This window comes from Synechococcus sp. PCC 7335 (genome assembly GCF_000155595.1).
In the GTDB taxonomy this organism is placed as follows: domain Bacteria; phylum Cyanobacteriota; class Cyanobacteriia; order Phormidesmidales; family Phormidesmidaceae; genus Phormidesmis.
Map to the genome: position 1 here is coordinate 2,238,658 of NZ_DS989904.1, position 15,452 is coordinate 2,254,109.

Here is a 15,452-nt window from a genome sequence, read left to right on the forward strand (position 1 = left end):
GCTACCTTGTTGCCAACGCTACAGTTCGCCGCTCGAGTTAAGCGTCTGACTGCAGTCTGCGTACAGTCATGTATAGAAAAAGACATGTGAAAAACAGATACTTAGAGATGAAAATGACTGAAGATTGATGGTTAATCTAATCGAAAGTAAAAGAGTTGCAGAACTTTTGAGTTTTGCGCCGATAGGTAGATCGAGCACTCCTTGTAAGTTCATCTATTCAGCTTCCATTTACTTAGAGCTCGGCTGCTAGATTTATGCGTTCAAGCTCGTTGCTAAGGTCGTGCTAATGGACAAAAGGGTCACCCTAAAACTGAATGAAGGTAGCCTATCGTCAGGGTTTTCAGTCACTCTGCTAATCGGTGACGAGGGCGCAATGCCGTCTGTAGATATTTCAGGTAGACTGCCTGCCGCGCCTCACCTGCGATCGCTCTATCAAAAGTGGCAGCTAGCATATCGAAACTTAGGAGGACCTAGTCGCCTAGAACCTGATTCCATCGCTTATAAGACCAACGTTTCGCTAATTGAAGACTGCGATGAACTCGCTAATCAGCTATGTGTAGAGTTCAATCAGTGGCTGCGAGCCGATTCATTCCGTCATGTTCACAACAAGCTGCTAGAGCACCTCAACGCCACAGATGTGATTCGGCTGATCTTGCAGACCAACCCAGGTATCGTGCAGCGACTGCCTTGGCATCTGTGGGAAGTGTGCGATCGCTATCCCAAGCTAGAAATCACCCTCAGCGCCGCTACCTACGAAAAAAGTCCTACCCTTAACCGTTGCCCTCGTAGCAAGATTCGTATCCTCGCCATCATCGGACCCAGCCAAGGCATTGATCTCAAAACTGATCAAGAGTTGCTCAACCGCCTACCCAACGCCGAAGTTCACTTTCTAGTTGCCCCCGATCTTGAAACCTTGAGCGAGCGTCTATGGGAACCCGAAGGCTGGGATATCTTATTCTTCGCAGGTCACAGCGCTACTAAATCTCTCAAGGACTCTATTGAGGTATCTTCGGACGAAGCGCAACTAACGAATCTGGCTTCTCCCACCGATGGTGAGCTATACATCAGCGAGTCCACACCGCTTATTCTTTCTTCTCTTAGAAACCCGCTGAAAAAAGCAGTCGCTCAAGGACTTAGAATCGCCATCTTTAATTCCTGTGACGGATTAGGTTTGGCCTACGCGCTAGCTGAATTTCAGATTTCACAAGTCCTGGTAATGCGAGAGCCAGTTCCAGACCTAGTTGCCCACAATTTCTTAAGAGCCTTTCTAAAGGCCTTTTCCCAAGGCGAATCGCTAGCCCTTTCTGTTCGCGATGCTAGAGAAAGACTTCAGGTCTTAGAGTCCGACTTTCCCTGCGCTTCCTGGCTGCCAACTCTTTATCAAAATCCAGCCGAAGCGCCACCTACTTGGTCAAGCTTGCTCGCGTCAGCGTCTAGGCCGATTGAGGCGATCGCCTACCACCCGCTCCCTCGCGATCGCCTATCTAATCGTTGGTTCTTAGGGGCAGCCTATCTATTGGCAACGGCGGCGGTGCTGCTAGTTCGCTCTGTGGGGCTGCTACAGACAGAGGAGCTACGAGCGTTTGACCAACTGATGCGGCTGCGGCCTATGGAAAGCCCCGATCCGCGTTTAGTGGTGATTACCGTGACGGACGCCGACGTGGCCGCGCAAGATCCAGAGGATAGGCGGGGATCGCTAGCTGATGGAGACCTATTGCGGCTGCTGACAATCTTGCAGGAGATGCAGCCCCGCACGATCGGATTGGATATCTATCGCGACTATCCAGCCCGGAGAAACTTACCTGAGCTGGCAACCCGCCTAAGTGAGCAGAACAATTTCTTTGGCGTTTGCAAAAGTCGAGATCAGCAGGCAGATAGTGAGGGAATCCCGGCGCCGCCAGAGATGGCAGGTACGCAACGAATAGGATTTAGTGATTATCTGACTGACCCAGATGGTGCGGTCAGAAAGCAGCTAGTATCGCTCGATCCCGATCCGGTGTCTCCTTGCACCGCTAGGTATGGTCTTTCCACACTACTGGCGTTTGACTATCTGCTCAAAGAGGGCATTGAGATTGAGTTTGGCGAAGATGATGTGCTGCGGATGGGTGATGTTTCAATCCGACCCTTTGAAGGCAGTGAAGGCGGATATGTAAAGAGTCCTGCTCAAGGCTGGCAGATGCTGCTGAACTATCGCAGTTTACCAAGACCAGAAGCGATCGCAGAGCAAATTACCCTTAGTGAAATCCTGTCGGGAGCAGTGGCACCTGCGGCTATTCGCGATCGCATTATCATCATCGGCACCACCGCTAACGGATTTAACGACGATCAGTGGCTGACGCCCTATAGCCCGGCCGTTGGAGAAACGAAAGGCGTCTTTATGCAGGCCCAGATGACTAGCCAGATGCTGAGCGCTGTTTTGGACGGTCGCCCTACTCTGACAACGTGGAACCGCTGGCTCGACTTTCTTTGGATCTTGGCTTGGGCAGGTATTGGTAGCTTGCTAATTGTTGCCCTTCGCAATAGCCGGAATCACTTTCTTGCTAAGCTGGCATTGGGGTTGCTAGTCAGCGAGCTAGCACTATTCGGCCTTTGCTGGTTGCTATTTTCAAGAGCGGCTATCTGGGCGCCCTGGGTACCTGCTGCGATCGCCCCTGTCGCTGTGGCTACAACCACACTCGCACTTGGCCACCCATCTTTGAGCCTCAATCGATCTTTTTATTCTGATCGTCTACCTAAGTCTATAGAGATCTCGTCATGAAAGCCCCTCAGATGATTTTTTCGCTACTGAGCATATTTGCTCTGCTACCAATGGGTATCACTGGGCCGTACTCAGCTAGAGACTCAACTGGGGCTCGGCGTCATTTTACAGCGGGCGCTTTCGCACAGCTACCTCCCGTGCCAATCGAATTCACGATGCCTACTCCCCCCAGTCGAGGACGCCCTGGCGGTAGGCGTGAAGGGGGAGCGAATAGAGGTAGTTGCCATATTGCAGGTCAATTGCCGCTTACCGCGCTGGTTCCTTCTTTTGATACAGGTAGCCTAGTTGACATGGAGACAGAGACAGAACTTTCACGGGCAAGTGCAACAGATAAAGAGGCCACGGAAATAAGGGCAGCGAACGATATCTTTAGTCTGACCACGCAGGCGCGTCCATCGTTCTGGTTCTATGTTCCCTATTCGTTAGAAACAACGGTACTAGAGTTTGTTTTGCTAGATGAAGACAACAATACACTTTATCGAAACCTTCTATCTAAGGAGACTTCTAACGAGAACTCCACTAATGTTTTCGAGAGTAACAATCATGGCATCATTCAAATTACTCTACCTGACTCTGCTCCAGCACTTCAGCCAGATACGACCTACCATTGGTTCTTTTTAGCTTATTGTCAACATACTCCTAATTTCGTAGAAGGCCGGATAGCGCGGCAATCTCCCTTATCTACTGATAGTGCTGAGGCCCTAATGGTTGCTTCTCCTAGAGAACAAGCGATGTTCTATGCACAGAATGGCCTTTGGCAAGAAACGTTGACATTACTAGGTGAACGATACAGAGAAAATGCAACAGATCTTGAGATCTTGAGAGATTGGCAAAGTTTACTGAAATCCGTAAATCTAGAGCACCTGTCCGAACAGCCACTGCTAGATTGTTGTGAGATGGAATAGTACTTTGAAGCGGCCGTATGGCACTGTGAAGCAGGCGCATGAAGCGGCAGTGAAAATTTCTCTTGACTATTCGCTTTTACCCCACTGGCCGCTCACTTTTTATACTGGCCGCGGGGTTTGATCTTTTTCGCTGCCTTCTATATCCATCTTCCATTTTGATAGCCAGTGTCGGGCTTCCCTACACAGAGAGATATCTTGCCGGTAAAATGTGTTCTTCGTCACTAATATGAGAAGATCTTTGGATAGTTCAATTCGAAGATGAATGGCATCGTCAAAACGCCGAAGAAAGCAAAGGCATGGAAGTTCCCTTAGAGGCGAACTCAACGATTTGGTACGTGGGCTCTGCGGTGGCTTTCTATTTGGTATTCCTCTGCTCTATACGATGGAGGTTTGGTGGATTGGCTCATCGGTATCGCCTCCTCAGCTAGCAGGTGTGCTGCTAACAACGCTGTTGGGCACTTATCTATTGAGCCGGACGGGTGGCTTTCGTAAATCGCAGGTAACAACTGAAAGAGAAGCAATTGAGGATGCGATAGAAGCACTCGCCCTTGGCATTGTTTGTGCGCTGTCAATGCTAGTTATCTTCCGCCAAATCACCTTCGATACTCGCTTAAGTGAAACCATTGGTCAGATTGTTTTTGAGAGTGTTCCTTTTTCTTTTGGCGTTGCGCTTGCTAATCAATTCTTACGGAATGCCGACAGCTCAAAAGAGTCAGACTCATCCCCTGCTGCTCAATCAGAATCTCCCCAATCAGAACTTAGTGAAATGGATCGTCTTTTTCCTGAAGATAACCTAAACGAAACCATTTCAGACATTGGTGCAACCTTACTCGGCGCGCTGATCGTAGCCTTTAGCATTGCCCCAACCGATGAAGTAACTGTGCTGGTGGCTGCTATCGATGGACCTTGGCTGATGCTTATGGTTTTTGTCTCACTTTTACTGTCTTACGGCATTGTTTTTCAGGCCAATTTCACCCGACAAGAACAACGTCGTCTCCAGTCTGGCCTTTTTCAAAAGCCAGTGAGCGAGACCGTCTTTTCTTATTTGCTTTCGCTGAGCGCAGCAGCGCTAATGCTAGGCTTTTTTGGGAAAATTGATATCAGTGCCTCAGTCGATCTCGCTTTCAAACAAATATTGATTTTGGGTCTGCCTGCCACTATCGGCGGTGCCGCCGGGAGACTAGTCGTATGAGCCAGTTAGACTCAGACAAATCAGGCTCGCGCCAGCCAGACTCTCAATCTTTGACTGAACAGGTTAGCTTCTTTTTAGCTCTAGCTATTCTGCTCATCATTGTTAGCTGTGTGGGCTATCTGTGGGTGAGTGATCGCACCCAGTCTCCCTCTATTTTAGAAATATCTACTCGCAGCACCGAACAGCGCCAAGCTAGCTACTACGTTCCTTTCACTGTTACCAACCTCGGTGGCACAACTGCTGCTACAGTCCAAATCATTGCTGAACTTCGCATCGATAACGAGATTGTTGAATGGGGTGAGCAGACTATAGACTTTCTCTCTCGAGACGAAGAAGCCGAAGGTGCCTTTGTCTTCGTTCGCAACCCCAGTGACGGTGAGTTAACTGTTAGAGTCGCAAGCTACTCAGCTCCATAGACCTTCTACTGCAACAGTTCAATTTAGTAGAAAGTGAGTTGTTGGCTATGTGTTTTAAGCTATGTGTCTTGATACGTTCCCTAACTCAAATGGGCACTAATTATTCTTACTAATTATTCTTGAAGTGCTCGAACTCATATCTGTAGAACAGTCGCTGTAGTCGCTGAAGCCCATAGCCCAGCGCCATCAGTAATCCAGCTAGAACCAGAGCAATCCAAAATTCTGTAGGCGGCATCGGCCATCTGCTTGCTACTGTTGGATCTAGAGCGGCCTGGAGTGCAGTTGTCCTTGCATCTACCATCAGCGCTATTCCAAATAAGAAGATAGCTGCCCCATAGGCTATCCGACGCACCCAGCCTATTCGAGAGCGCGCTGTTTGACACACCTGGCAGTTCTTCGTGTGGGTATGCCATACATCAAAGACTCGCTCCTTGTTGACATCAACAGGGGGCAACGTAGATGATGCTGGCCAAGGCACTCCGCCGCCCGCTCGTTTTGCTAGCCACTGCCGAAAGGCAATCACCATCTTGTCCTGCGGATTAGGCGTATAAACCTCTCGAATCCAAGATTTTCGTTGGGATTCTCGCTGGGCGACTATCTGTTCTTGATAGTGCAAGAACACCATATCCTGATGTAAAAATAGCGAGGCTAGGATATGGCTGAGCCAGGTTGGCATTGGCAGCCCAAAGAACGCTAATCCTTTCGGCGTTTTACCCGTGCTATCTTTCACTAGAATTTGCTGACCGATATGTCGGCACTGGCCGGGCAAAGTTGGAGTCGCGTACAAAACTAAAATCAGCTGGGCACTACCTTCGAACTCAGTTGAGATCCGCATCAGACAAGGCGGCTGGAAATCGTGAGTAACCGTAGAGATGGTGTCCGGCGTCGGCGTGACGCTATAGGCAAAGCCACCTTGGGTTGTGACTTCTCGAAGCTGCGGCATGTCATAAAACTTGGGGCCAGTATAGCGATCGCCTACCAAGCCATGATGAGATACGGGCACATGGGCTGGGTCAGACACATTCTCCATGAAGAAATCCCAACCATAAGCTAAGTCGCGAAAGTTCCAACTGGCTCTAACTACTCTATTCGAATCGCTATCTAGTTCAGGCACCGTGCGAGGAGCCCGCTGCTGGCTAGCTTGTTGCGCCGCCGCGCTGGAGTCTCCCCACACCCAGATCAGTCCTTGGCGTTCTTGGGTAGGATAGGCGGCTACCGCTGAGCGGGGATCGTTACAATATTTGGCTTCGGTTTTTAGGTCTTTAGATTGAGGAATGCGATCGCACTTTCCTGACCCATCAAAGCGCCAAGCATGATACGCGCATAATAGTCTGCCATCGGCTTCTATCCGCCCTTCTGACAAAGGCGCCAGGCGATGAGGACAGGCATTTTCAAAGCAGCGCCAGGTGCCCGTTCCATCACGCCAGAGCACAACGTCCTTGCCCAAAAGCTGCATAGCATGAGGCCGCTGCGGGTCTAGATAGTCAGCGACTGCAAGTGGATACCACTGCTGTGTCCACTGAAAAGACTCTTCGGGGGATGAGTCTCTCACCAAAGCTGACTCATCGTATGAAGGACTTTCTACCTTCGCCTGGGTAGGCCGAACATCTAGTTTATCCACAGCATTTGCCATAGCATTAGGGAGTTAGTTACGCACATGCTGCTCATTATATCGATCACTGCTTGTTGGGTATTGCGTGTCGCGTACCCGTGCTGGGTACGACATGTTGAGCGCCATAGAGATGTAGCCGTAGGCATAGGGAAAGTGAAGAGGAAGGTGGTGTCGTAATTCAAAGCGGCCAATCCAAAGCGATAAGTAAGCTGTTCTATCTCTGCTTGAGCCCAGTGGTGATTCGCGCTTAGTTGCAATCCGCTTTATCTAATGTCGATGGCCGAAGCCCCGGCGACCAAACCCCCGACGACGGAAGCCCCGCCGTCCAAAGCCTCGGCGACCAAACCCCCGACGCCTGAAACTTCGACGTCTAAACCTGCGATGTCCTTTGCTTTGACTTACCTCTTCGACCTTGGTCTTTTGATTTCCTGTTTGGTATTTAGGATCTGTTGCTTCGTAGGGGGTTTCAGAAGCTGTTTTTTGAGCTGCTAGCGGTTGAGTTGCTATAGATTGAGTGTCTTTGAGGGCCAGAGCGGCTGGTGCGGTTGCGCTTAGTATTGAGCCGAACGTAGCTGTTAGAGAAATTGTTGTCGTGAGTAAAATTTGTTTCATTAGGTGAACCTTTGACGCGATGGTCAGATCGCTTGTTACTTCTTAATCATGTCAAGGGTCCTAAGGGAGCGAATGATAATAGGCTGAGCGGGTATTAAAGAATAGTTAAACACTTTCATGGCACACGACTAGATTGACGTCTTAATTACAATCCGTGTTGCCTGAAATGCGCTACTTTGGGGATTCGGTGACAATCATTTTCTACGACGATATCTATGCAGCCACCTAGCCGCCAGTTTAGTCATAAACCTAGTCACAAACACATCGTTTTAACTTCTCATACTGGGAACTTAAAAGCGCAGCCACTGTCGATTAATTGGGGCCATCCTAATCCCAATGAGCGGGGGCCGATCATTGCCACGCTAGGAAATCGCAGCCATCGCAACGCTATCGGCACCCATTCAGGTGGCTATGCGATATATCGAGCGCTAGCGATCGCTAGTGGCACCTTAGACCATGATCATCGCGCTGATCTTACTAACACATCACCTACTGTCTCTATCGGTCCTCACCCTAGCTGGGGCATGCCGAACAAGATTGTTTCCCTCGACCCGTTTGGAACGCTTGATAACAATCTGTTTGCAGAACTCAGGGAAAAAGGCTATGACATCCGCCCCTCCATTGCAATCACGAAAGCTCACATCAACATTCCTGAGTTACAAGAAGCGGTAGCAAGTGGGCGAGTGCAGATCGATGGCAAAATCATGAACCAAAAAGGTGAACTCGTGGTGACTAAAGCTGCGATCGAGCCGGTTTGGTATCTGCCAGGCATTGCTCAGCGGTTTGGTGTGGAAGAAAGTGACTTACGACGAACCTTGTTTGAACAAACTGGCGGCATGTTTCCTGAACTGGTCACTAGGCCCGACCTGCAAGTGTTCTTACCGCCTATTGGTGGACTTACGGTCTATATTTTAGGTGATATTGACGCGATTACAGCTCCAGATCGTCCGCTGGCTGTACGCATTCATGATGAGTGTAACGGCTCTGATGTGTTTGGCTCTGATATTTGTACCTGTCGTCCTTATCTGGTTCATGGCATCGAGGTTGCTGTATCAACCGCGCAAGCAGGCGGTGCAGGGGTAATTATCTATGCGCGCAAAGAAGGAAGAGCGCTAGGGGAAGTGACTAAGTTCTTGGTGTACAACGCGCGCAAACGTCAGGAAGGGGGCGATCGCGCTGATACCTACTTTACGCGCACTGAATGCGTTGCCGGCGTTCAAGACATGCGATTCCAAGAGCTGATGCCCGATGTCATGCATTGGTTGGGCATGACCCGAATCGATCGGTTTGTTTCTATGAGTAATCTCAAGTACGATGCCATCGTTCAGTCGGGCATTGAGATTGTTGAGCGCATTTCCATACCTGAAGATCTAATTCCAGCAGATGCCCAGGTTGAAATGAATGCGAAGATGGCGGCAGGCTATTTCACTGAAGGTGCAGTGCCCGATGAGACTAAACTGAGCCAGACTATCGGTCGGCAATACGAGGACGGTGCGGGGGAAACACCATGACGATTGTAGAAAAAACCGTCAGCCGAACTCAAGAACAGAGTGTAGAACAGGCGGCGATCGCTTACTTGCAGACCCCACAGGCAATTCGCGAGCGCGCCCAGCAGTTATTTAAGCTATGTCAGAGCGATCAGCTAGAGCATTTTGCCTGCAATCTAGACAAGCTAGACGAAGTGGCCGCTTATGTTGTATCCACCACTCAAAAAAACTATCCTGATTTCGATGTTCCTTTTCACAGCCGGTGGCGGCACTTCGACGTCGGTGGTGTTCCTCGTCTAGCGAGACTAAACCAGGCGCTGGAGAAGCAGACACCACCATCTGACTCATTGACGGGTTCCTTTCAAATAGCGCGATCGCAAATTGATCTGGCCGTTGTTAGCGTTTTGTTAGATGCTGGAGCCGGCAGTCAGTGGCGCTTTCACGATTTAGTTAACCTAAGAGATGCTCAGCAGCCCTTGCAGCGCTCAGAGGGCCTTGCCGTCGCTAGTCTTTGCGCTTTTGAACAAGGTCTTTTTTCATCTGATTCGGCTGCGCCCTATCAGGTCGACGCGGCTGGTCTGCAAAACCTTACCCAAGCGAAGCTTGCTCAAGCTTTTCAAGTGAGCCAAGATAATCCGCTGATTGGCCTTTCTGGTCGTTTAAACCTCTTGCAAAAATTGGGAGAAACCTTAGAAAACCTCAGCGATCTGTCCAACCCGGCTTTAGCTAGACCGAGTGATCTGTTGGATCGTTGCATCTTGGGTCGTCAAGTAGCTCACGCTGTGGAAGATCAAGACCAAGAACAGAAAATTGAGCTAGATGCGGGTGCACTATTGAGCGAAGTATTAACTAGCTTTGGCGCAATCTGGCCGGGTCGAATTGCGATCGCCCAAACAAACCTGGGCGACGTTTGGCCCCATCCCCAACTTCCTGACACATCATTAGGCACTAACTTAGTCCCCTTTCACAAGCTTTCCCAGTGGCTAACCTATTCGCTGGTCGAACCGCTAGCAACCGCAGGTGTAACCGTGACTAACCTAAAGGCCCTCACTGGACTCGCAGAATATCGCAACGGCGGACTTTGCCTTGATATGGGACTCCTCTTACCGAAGCATTCAGGCGTCACCGATACATCGCACGCACCCGGCTCGCCCGTGGTCGTAGAATGGCGAGCGCTCACTATTGTCTTGCTAGATTTAATTGGTGATCGCGTTCAACGATTGTTGGGTAAATCCCCTGAAGAGCTACCTTTAATCAAGGTGCTAGAAGGCGGTACCTGGGCCGCCGGACGACAAATTGCCAAGCAGCTCAGACCCATGGGGGCGCCCCCAATTACAATTCAAAGCGATGGCACCGTCTTCTAGCTGAATTGTCTCTTCTAGCTAGTCCTCTAGCCAGCCAGTCTTCTAGTCAGTTTTCTAGCCAGCTAGCTTTCTAGCTAAACAGTCTTCTTGTTAAACATCGGCGTACAGCCCTCATGAACACCCAAGCCACCCTCATCGAGCATCCTCTGATTCAGCATAAGTTGACGCTCATGCGGCAAAAGGATACTAGCACCGCGAAGTTTCGAGAACTCCTGCAAGAGATCAGCATGTTGCTAGCCTATGAAGTTACTCGCGATCTACCCCTAGAGAGCGTCTCTATTGAAACCCCCTTTTCTACGATGGATGCTCCGATGCTAACCGGGAGAAAGCTGGTCTTGATCTCAATTATGCGAGCGGGGCAAGGTATCTTAGACGGCATGCTCCAGCTAATACCATCGGCTAGGGTTGGCCACATTGGCCTCTACCGGGATCCTAGAACGCTGGTGCCCGTAGAGTATTACTTCAAAGTCCCTCACGATGTTCAAGAGCGCCAGATGCTGATTGTGGATCCAATGATTGCCACTGGAAATACGGCGATCGCAGCCGTCTATCGCCTCAAAGAAACCCAGCCGCAGTCCATCAAATTCGTCTGTTTGCTGGCCTCTCCCGAGGGCATCGCCAACTTCTACAAAGAGCACCCTGATGTGCCTATCTTCACCGCTGCTATTGACGATAAGCTAGATGAACATGGCTACATTGTGCCAGGGCTAGGAGACGCAGGCGATCGCATGTTTGGCACCCAGTAGTTTCTACGAGACGGGAGTATGCGCTAGCTAAACTGCTTAAACGATAAGAAAAAAACGCCTACAAAACACAAGGCTTTGAGGCGTTTTCTAGTTTAGCTAACAGGTATTCCGTATTCAGCTAATAGGTCATTAACTGACCAGTTTACCCGGCTGACTACACAGCAGCAGCAGTCTTGACTTTTGCGTCTAGTTCACCAGCTTCATACTTAGCTGCAAAGACTTCAACGCCGACCTGCTTGATCTTAGAAGCATTACCAGCAGTGCCGAATGCTTCGTAACGATCAGTACAAACCTGCTTCATGTACTTAATAGAAGGCTTGAGGAAGTGACGAGGATCGAAGTTCTTTGGATCCGCTTCAGCCGCTTCGCGAATAGCTGCTGTAATTGCCAAACGGTTGTCGGTGTCGATATTCACTTTGCGAACGCCGTTCTTGATGCCTTTCTGAATTTCTTCGACAGGGACGCCGTAAGTTTCAGGAATAGCACCGCCATGAGCGTTGATCATCTCTAGCCACTTCTGAGGAACAGAAGAAGAGCCATGCATGACCAAGTGAGTATTTGGCAGCCGCTTGTGAATCTCAGCAATCCTATCAATCGCTAGGATTTCGCCAGTCGGCTTACGAGTAAACTTGTAGGCACCGTGGCTAGTACCGATAGCAACTGCTAGCGCGTCTACCTGAGTCGCTTCTACAAATTGAGCCGCTTCTTCAGGGTCAGTCAATAGCTGATCCTTGTCGAGCTTACCTTCGAAGCCGTGGCCGTCTTCTGCTTCGCCTTGACCGGTTTCGAGTGAACCTAGACAGCCTAGCTCACCTTCTACGCTCGCACCGATAGCATGAGCTACCTTAACGACTTCGCGAGTGACATTAACGTTGTAATCAAAGCTTGCAGGTGTTTTGGCATCTTCTTTGAGCGATCCGTCCATCATGACGCTAGTAAAGCCATTGCGGATTGCTGAGTAGCAAGTCGCTGGGCCGTTACCGTGGTCTTGGTGCATAACGACAGGGATATGAGGATAAGTCTCAACCGCTGCCATTACGAGGTGGCGCAAGAAATTTTCGCCTGCGTACTTCCGTGCGCCCCGTGAAGCTTGCAAGATAACTGGGCTATCTGTTTCGTCAGCAGCCTGCATAATTGCCAGGATCTGCTCTAAGTTGTTTACGTTGAATGCAGGAATTCCGTAACTGTTTTCAGCCGCATGATCGAGCAGCAGCCGCATTGGTACCAGCGCCATTCCATATCCTCCTAATTTTGTCTGCGAGATGGTCAACCCACCTGCTTTATCTAAAGTGTTACCTAAAGTTGCGATAGGTGTAGGTTCTTATCAATTTAATAGTAAGTCAAAACATAAACCTCTGACGATTTGTTTTGCCAAGAGCGTTGGGTTGAGTTTGAGCGGGTAGGCTCATGAATCAAAAAAACGTTGCAAGGTCAAAGGCTACACAGCGTTTCCTAACTAGGATAGATTTTCTTCTGGTCAAAGTAATTTCTACGTTTTGTAGAGTGCGTATGCCTGGCAATGTTTTGCGCTATACCTTGTGAAAAGCAAACAGGTATGAACAACAAGCTACAAAGACTAAAGCTAAGACTAAAGCTATAAAGGCAAGCTATAACAGTAAAAAATGGGTCGCCTGGGATTCGAACCCAGGACCAGTCGGTTAAAAGCCGAATGCTCTACCACTGAGCTAGCGACCCCCATTTACGGCTGGGTAACTGCTGTGAGGTGTTTGCAGCAGTATTTTGTCATCCCCGCACGGGTTCTAAATGTAGCATACGGACTGAACGCTATCGCAAGTTTTTTGAAAAAGCTATTTCTGCCCGAGACAAAGCTATTTCTCTGCTGCTGATTCAGAATCAGTGGAAGCGTTTGCCGGTGACTCGACGTGCTTCTGGACGTGCTCTATGTACTGGGCATCGATGAGGAACTTGCCGCCTGTGAAACGAACGCCTAGATAGCCGCCAGGTTTTCGACTCAAAATTGTACCTTCCTCCCCAATCTCGACGAGATCGGGGGGGCGAAGCATTGGCATGGTCTCGGCGCTTTTGAGATAGGGGGGACGGGTATGGAGGCGAACGCGATCGCCAACGCTAAATGAGGTCATAGGGAAGTGGAATAGGGTTAGGGAACTTGCCAGATGCGCTGATGGTATTTCTCGGGCTGGGCGTAGGGGTCCGGGCTGGACTGATTGGGGTGATGGTGATGGCCGTGGTCGTGATGGCCGTGGTGATGGCCGTGGTCGGTGTCACCTTTGGCGGCCAGACGAAACTTGCAGGCTTCGCAGTTCATAGCAACTTGTCCGAGTTGGGTTTCAATCTCTCTATCGCGCAAAACTTGCAAGAGCAGTGGATGAATGCCCATTTCGGGCAGGGTGACAATTTCGACCTGGGGAGTAAGGCGCTGCTGCTGGGCAGCGATCGCCCCAATTTTTTCCATCAGCACGCCGGTAAACATAAAGTAGGGCAATACGATGATGCGCTTAGGCTGGTAGAAGTGCGATCGCCGAAACCCTTCTTCTAGTCTAGGGTGGGTGATGCCGATGAAACAGGTTTCTACGGTGTGATAGCCGCTACCTTCCCAAACCATGCGAGCAAGTTTGTAGACGTCGCCATTAGCGTCAGGATCGCTAGAGCCTCGACCGATGAAGAGCAAGGTCGTCTCTTCGCGGGTGATGCGATTGGGATTGTTTTCAGGAGTATCTAGTAGAGCGAGGCGAGCCTTCCATAGATCTAAGATGGCCGGGGTGATGCCAAAGTGACGACCGTAGTGAAAGGTCAAGTTTGGGTGGCGTTTCTTCGCGCGGTCTAGCTCATTGGTGACATCGAATTTGTTATGCCGAGCAGCGAACAACAAAATGGGCAAGACGGAAATATCGGTATAGCCTTGTTCGACACACTGGTCTACGCCCACCTGGATATTAGGCTCGGTAAGTTCTAGAAAGCAGGGGATGACCGGACGCGATGGATCTAGCTGATGATAGATACTGGCAAAGTCAACCAGGTCTTGACGGCCCTTAGGATTGCGGGTACCGTGGCCTACCATTAATAGGGGACGCTGGATCGAAAGTGGCGGAAGCTTAATCGGCTGAATAGAGTCATCCGGAGCGCTGTTGGTCGTAACTTTAGCCGCTGCTGATAGATTTGATAGCGATGAAAACTGTGTAGTCAGCGTGTCAGATGTTTGGATGAATGCCATGTAGATTTGCTCGGGTGCCGCGCAAGCTTCTATGTTGGTGAACTTAGTAATTTTATCGCCTGCGAAAAAAATCGGATAGGCTCGCTACATGACTTTACGAGAGCAGGTAAGCCAGCTACGAGAGCAAACAAGACAGATCATCGACGGCAAAGAGTCGGTGACAAGTCTGGCGGTGAATGGCTCGATCGCCTTCTTGATTCTCTTATCTGCTGCCCTCTTCGCTATTCAAACCTATTCTCTGCCTACGACTGTCCAGCGTGCTGTCAAAATTACCGATCAGGTCATCCTGGCGCTGTTCACCCTTGAATATCTACTGCGGCTGTGGTCTGCCGAAAAGCCCATCCGTTTCTTCTTCAGTCTGTATGGCCTGATCGACCTGGTTTCTATTCTGCCATTCTTGCTAAGTGCATTGGATTTCCGCTTTCTCCGACTGATTCGATGGCTACGAATCCTTCGGCTGGCTCGCTTTTTCGAGAAGAGGACGTTATTTAACCGAATCAGCGGCTACGAAGGTTTGATCTTTGGCAAGATTTTGTTCACCCTATTTTCGATCATCTTTATCTATTCCGGGGCGATTTATCAGGCAGAACACAAGGCGAATAGTGATAACTTTGCCACCTTCTTAGATGCGGTTTACTTTGCGGTAGTGACGATGACCACCGTTGGCTTCGGTGATATCACCCCCACATCAGAGCTGGGCCGAGGACTAACCATCATGATGATCATGACGGGCATTGCTCTGATCCCCACTCAAGTTGGCAACTTCATTCAACAGTTCACTAAAGTGCAAAACTCGCTCCGAATTACCTGCACTAACTGCGGGCTGCTCGGTCACGAGGAAGATGCTCAATACTGTCGTCGCTGTGGCGCAGCGCTACCTAAGAGTCCGAAGACGGCTGAAGTGCCGAACTAGGAAGCTTTGAGTATCACTTAGTGTGTAAACATTCAACGAATGTAGATATCTCTTCAATAAATAAAGATCTCTTAAAGATCCCTGCATTTTTCGTGCATATAGTATCGGTTTTGATCGTCGGTGCTAGATAATCTGTGGGTGAATGAATATCTGCGAACGTGCCGCCTAACGATGCCAAAGGCGACCACGTTAGCGGTTCTCTATATGAGTATATTTTTCCAATTCAGAGTGCATCCAAACTTCTGAGTTCTACG

Annotated in this window: 13 protein-coding genes and 1 tRNA gene; 8 read left to right on the forward strand and 6 right to left on the reverse strand. The window is 49.7% G+C overall.

Annotation, left to right across the window (positions count from 1 at the left end; translation table 11 throughout):
• Positions 1-286: 286 nt before the first annotated feature.
• The 4 genes from S7335_RS09700 to S7335_RS09715 all read left to right on the forward strand — a co-directional run bounded on the left by S7335_RS09700 (position 287) and on the right by S7335_RS09715 (position 5,271).
• Entirely contained in the window at positions 287-2,758 is a 2,472-nt protein-coding gene (locus S7335_RS09700; protein WP_006454754.1) for a CHASE2 domain-containing protein, read from the forward strand.
• Positions 2,755-3,663 (forward strand): DUF928 domain-containing protein, encoded by a 909-nt coding sequence (locus S7335_RS09705; RefSeq protein ID WP_006455422.1) that lies wholly within the window; start codon positions 2,755-2,757, stop codon positions 3,661-3,663. The genes S7335_RS09700 and S7335_RS09705 overlap by 4 nt, the downstream gene beginning before the upstream one ends.
• A 262-nt stretch (positions 3,664-3,925) precedes the next feature.
• Positions 3,926-4,855, forward strand: a complete 930-nt coding sequence (locus S7335_RS09710; protein ID WP_006457535.1) for a TIGR02587 family membrane protein — start codon at positions 3,926-3,928, stop codon at positions 4,853-4,855.
• The gene (locus S7335_RS09715) at positions 4,852-5,271 is read left to right on the forward strand and encodes a TIGR02588 family protein (protein WP_006453424.1); all 420 of its coding nucleotides are present in this window, start codon (positions 4,852-4,854) and stop codon (positions 5,269-5,271) included. The genes S7335_RS09710 and S7335_RS09715 overlap by 4 nt, the downstream gene beginning before the upstream one ends.
• 109 nt (positions 5,272-5,380) lie before the next feature.
• Here the strand turns inward: S7335_RS09715 and S7335_RS09720 are convergent, their stop codons facing one another.
• Positions 5,381-6,904, reverse strand: coding sequence for a Rieske 2Fe-2S domain-containing protein (locus S7335_RS09720; protein ID WP_083785062.1), 1,524 nt, complete (start codon positions 6,902-6,904; stop codon positions 5,381-5,383).
• Between the two features lie 246 nt (positions 6,905-7,150).
• On the reverse strand, positions 7,151-7,495 hold the full coding sequence (locus tag S7335_RS09725; protein ID WP_006453622.1) for a hypothetical protein: 345 nt from the start codon (positions 7,493-7,495) through the stop codon (positions 7,151-7,153).
• Positions 7,496-7,710: 215 nt separating this feature from the next.
• Here S7335_RS09725 and S7335_RS09730 point away from each other — a divergent pair, with 215 nt between their 5' ends.
• From S7335_RS09730 to upp, 3 genes are all read left to right on the forward strand, one after another.
• A complete protein-coding gene (locus S7335_RS09730) occupies positions 7,711-9,006 on the forward strand; it encodes a GTP cyclohydrolase II (protein WP_006456447.1) in 1,296 nt (431 codons plus the stop codon).
• On the forward strand, positions 9,003-10,346 hold the full coding sequence (locus S7335_RS09735) for a URC4/urg3 family protein (protein WP_006456009.1): 1,344 nt from the start codon (positions 9,003-9,005) through the stop codon (positions 10,344-10,346). The genes S7335_RS09730 and S7335_RS09735 overlap by 4 nt, the downstream gene beginning before the upstream one ends.
• A 113-nt stretch (positions 10,347-10,459) precedes the next feature.
• Positions 10,460-11,092 carry a uracil phosphoribosyltransferase gene (upp, locus tag S7335_RS09740; RefSeq protein WP_006454333.1) on the forward strand — a complete coding sequence of 211 codons (633 nt, stop codon included), beginning with the start codon at positions 10,460-10,462 and terminating at the stop codon, positions 11,090-11,092.
• A 154-nt stretch (positions 11,093-11,246) separates the two neighbouring features.
• Here upp and fba read toward each other — a convergent pair whose 3' ends face one another.
• The 4 genes from fba to S7335_RS09760 form a co-directional block, all read right to left on the reverse strand.
• A complete protein-coding gene (fba, locus tag S7335_RS09745) occupies positions 11,247-12,326 on the reverse strand; it encodes a class II fructose-bisphosphate aldolase (protein ID WP_006457186.1) in 1,080 nt (359 codons plus the stop codon).
• Positions 12,327-12,715: 389 nt separating this feature from the next.
• Positions 12,716-12,787, reverse strand: a tRNA-Lys gene (locus S7335_RS09750).
• A 134-nt stretch (positions 12,788-12,921) separates the two neighbouring features.
• On the reverse strand, positions 12,922-13,194 hold the full coding sequence (sipA, locus tag S7335_RS09755) for a regulatory protein SipA (protein ID WP_006454796.1): 273 nt from the start codon (positions 13,192-13,194) through the stop codon (positions 12,922-12,924).
• A gap of 17 nt (positions 13,195-13,211) precedes the next feature.
• Complete coding sequence (locus S7335_RS09760) at positions 13,212-14,285, reverse strand: sirohydrochlorin chelatase (RefSeq protein WP_006455612.1); 1,074 nt, start codon at positions 14,283-14,285, stop codon at positions 13,212-13,214.
• A gap of 88 nt (positions 14,286-14,373) precedes the next feature.
• Between S7335_RS09760 and S7335_RS09765 the strand changes: the two genes are divergently transcribed.
• On the forward strand, positions 14,374-15,198 hold the full coding sequence (locus S7335_RS09765; RefSeq protein ID WP_006455992.1) for an ion transporter: 825 nt from the start codon (positions 14,374-14,376) through the stop codon (positions 15,196-15,198).
• Positions 15,199-15,452 lie beyond the last annotated feature (254 nt).

Excerpts from the sequence above, each read along its gene's own strand:
- S7335_RS09700 (WP_006454754.1), top strand. The coding sequence starts at position 287 with ATGGACAAAAGGGTCACCCTAAAACTGAATGAAGGTAGCCTATCGTCA.
- S7335_RS09705 (WP_006455422.1), top strand. The coding sequence starts at position 2,755 with ATGAAAGCCCCTCAGATGATTTTTTCGCTACTGAGCATATTTGCTCTG.
- S7335_RS09710 (WP_006457535.1), top strand. The coding sequence starts at position 3,926 with ATGGCATCGTCAAAACGCCGAAGAAAGCAAAGGCATGGAAGTTCCCTT.
- S7335_RS09715 (WP_006453424.1), top strand. The coding sequence starts at position 4,852 with ATGAGCCAGTTAGACTCAGACAAATCAGGCTCGCGCCAGCCAGACTCT.
- S7335_RS09720 (WP_083785062.1), bottom strand. The coding sequence starts at position 6,904 with ATGGCAAATGCTGTGGATAAACTAGATGTTCGGCCTACCCAGGCGAAG.
- S7335_RS09725 (WP_006453622.1), bottom strand. The coding sequence starts at position 7,495 with ATGAAACAAATTTTACTCACGACAACAATTTCTCTAACAGCTACGTTC.
- S7335_RS09730 (WP_006456447.1), top strand. The coding sequence starts at position 7,711 with ATGCAGCCACCTAGCCGCCAGTTTAGTCATAAACCTAGTCACAAACAC.
- S7335_RS09735 (WP_006456009.1), top strand. The coding sequence starts at position 9,003 with ATGACGATTGTAGAAAAAACCGTCAGCCGAACTCAAGAACAGAGTGTA.
- upp (WP_006454333.1), top strand. The coding sequence starts at position 10,460 with ATGAACACCCAAGCCACCCTCATCGAGCATCCTCTGATTCAGCATAAG.
- fba (WP_006457186.1), bottom strand. The coding sequence starts at position 12,326 with ATGGCGCTGGTACCAATGCGGCTGCTGCTCGATCATGCGGCTGAAAAC.
- sipA (WP_006454796.1), bottom strand. The coding sequence starts at position 13,194 with ATGACCTCATTTAGCGTTGGCGATCGCGTTCGCCTCCATACCCGTCCC.
- S7335_RS09760 (WP_006455612.1), bottom strand. The coding sequence starts at position 14,285 with ATGGCATTCATCCAAACATCTGACACGCTGACTACACAGTTTTCATCG.
- S7335_RS09765 (WP_006455992.1), top strand. The coding sequence starts at position 14,374 with ATGACTTTACGAGAGCAGGTAAGCCAGCTACGAGAGCAAACAAGACAG.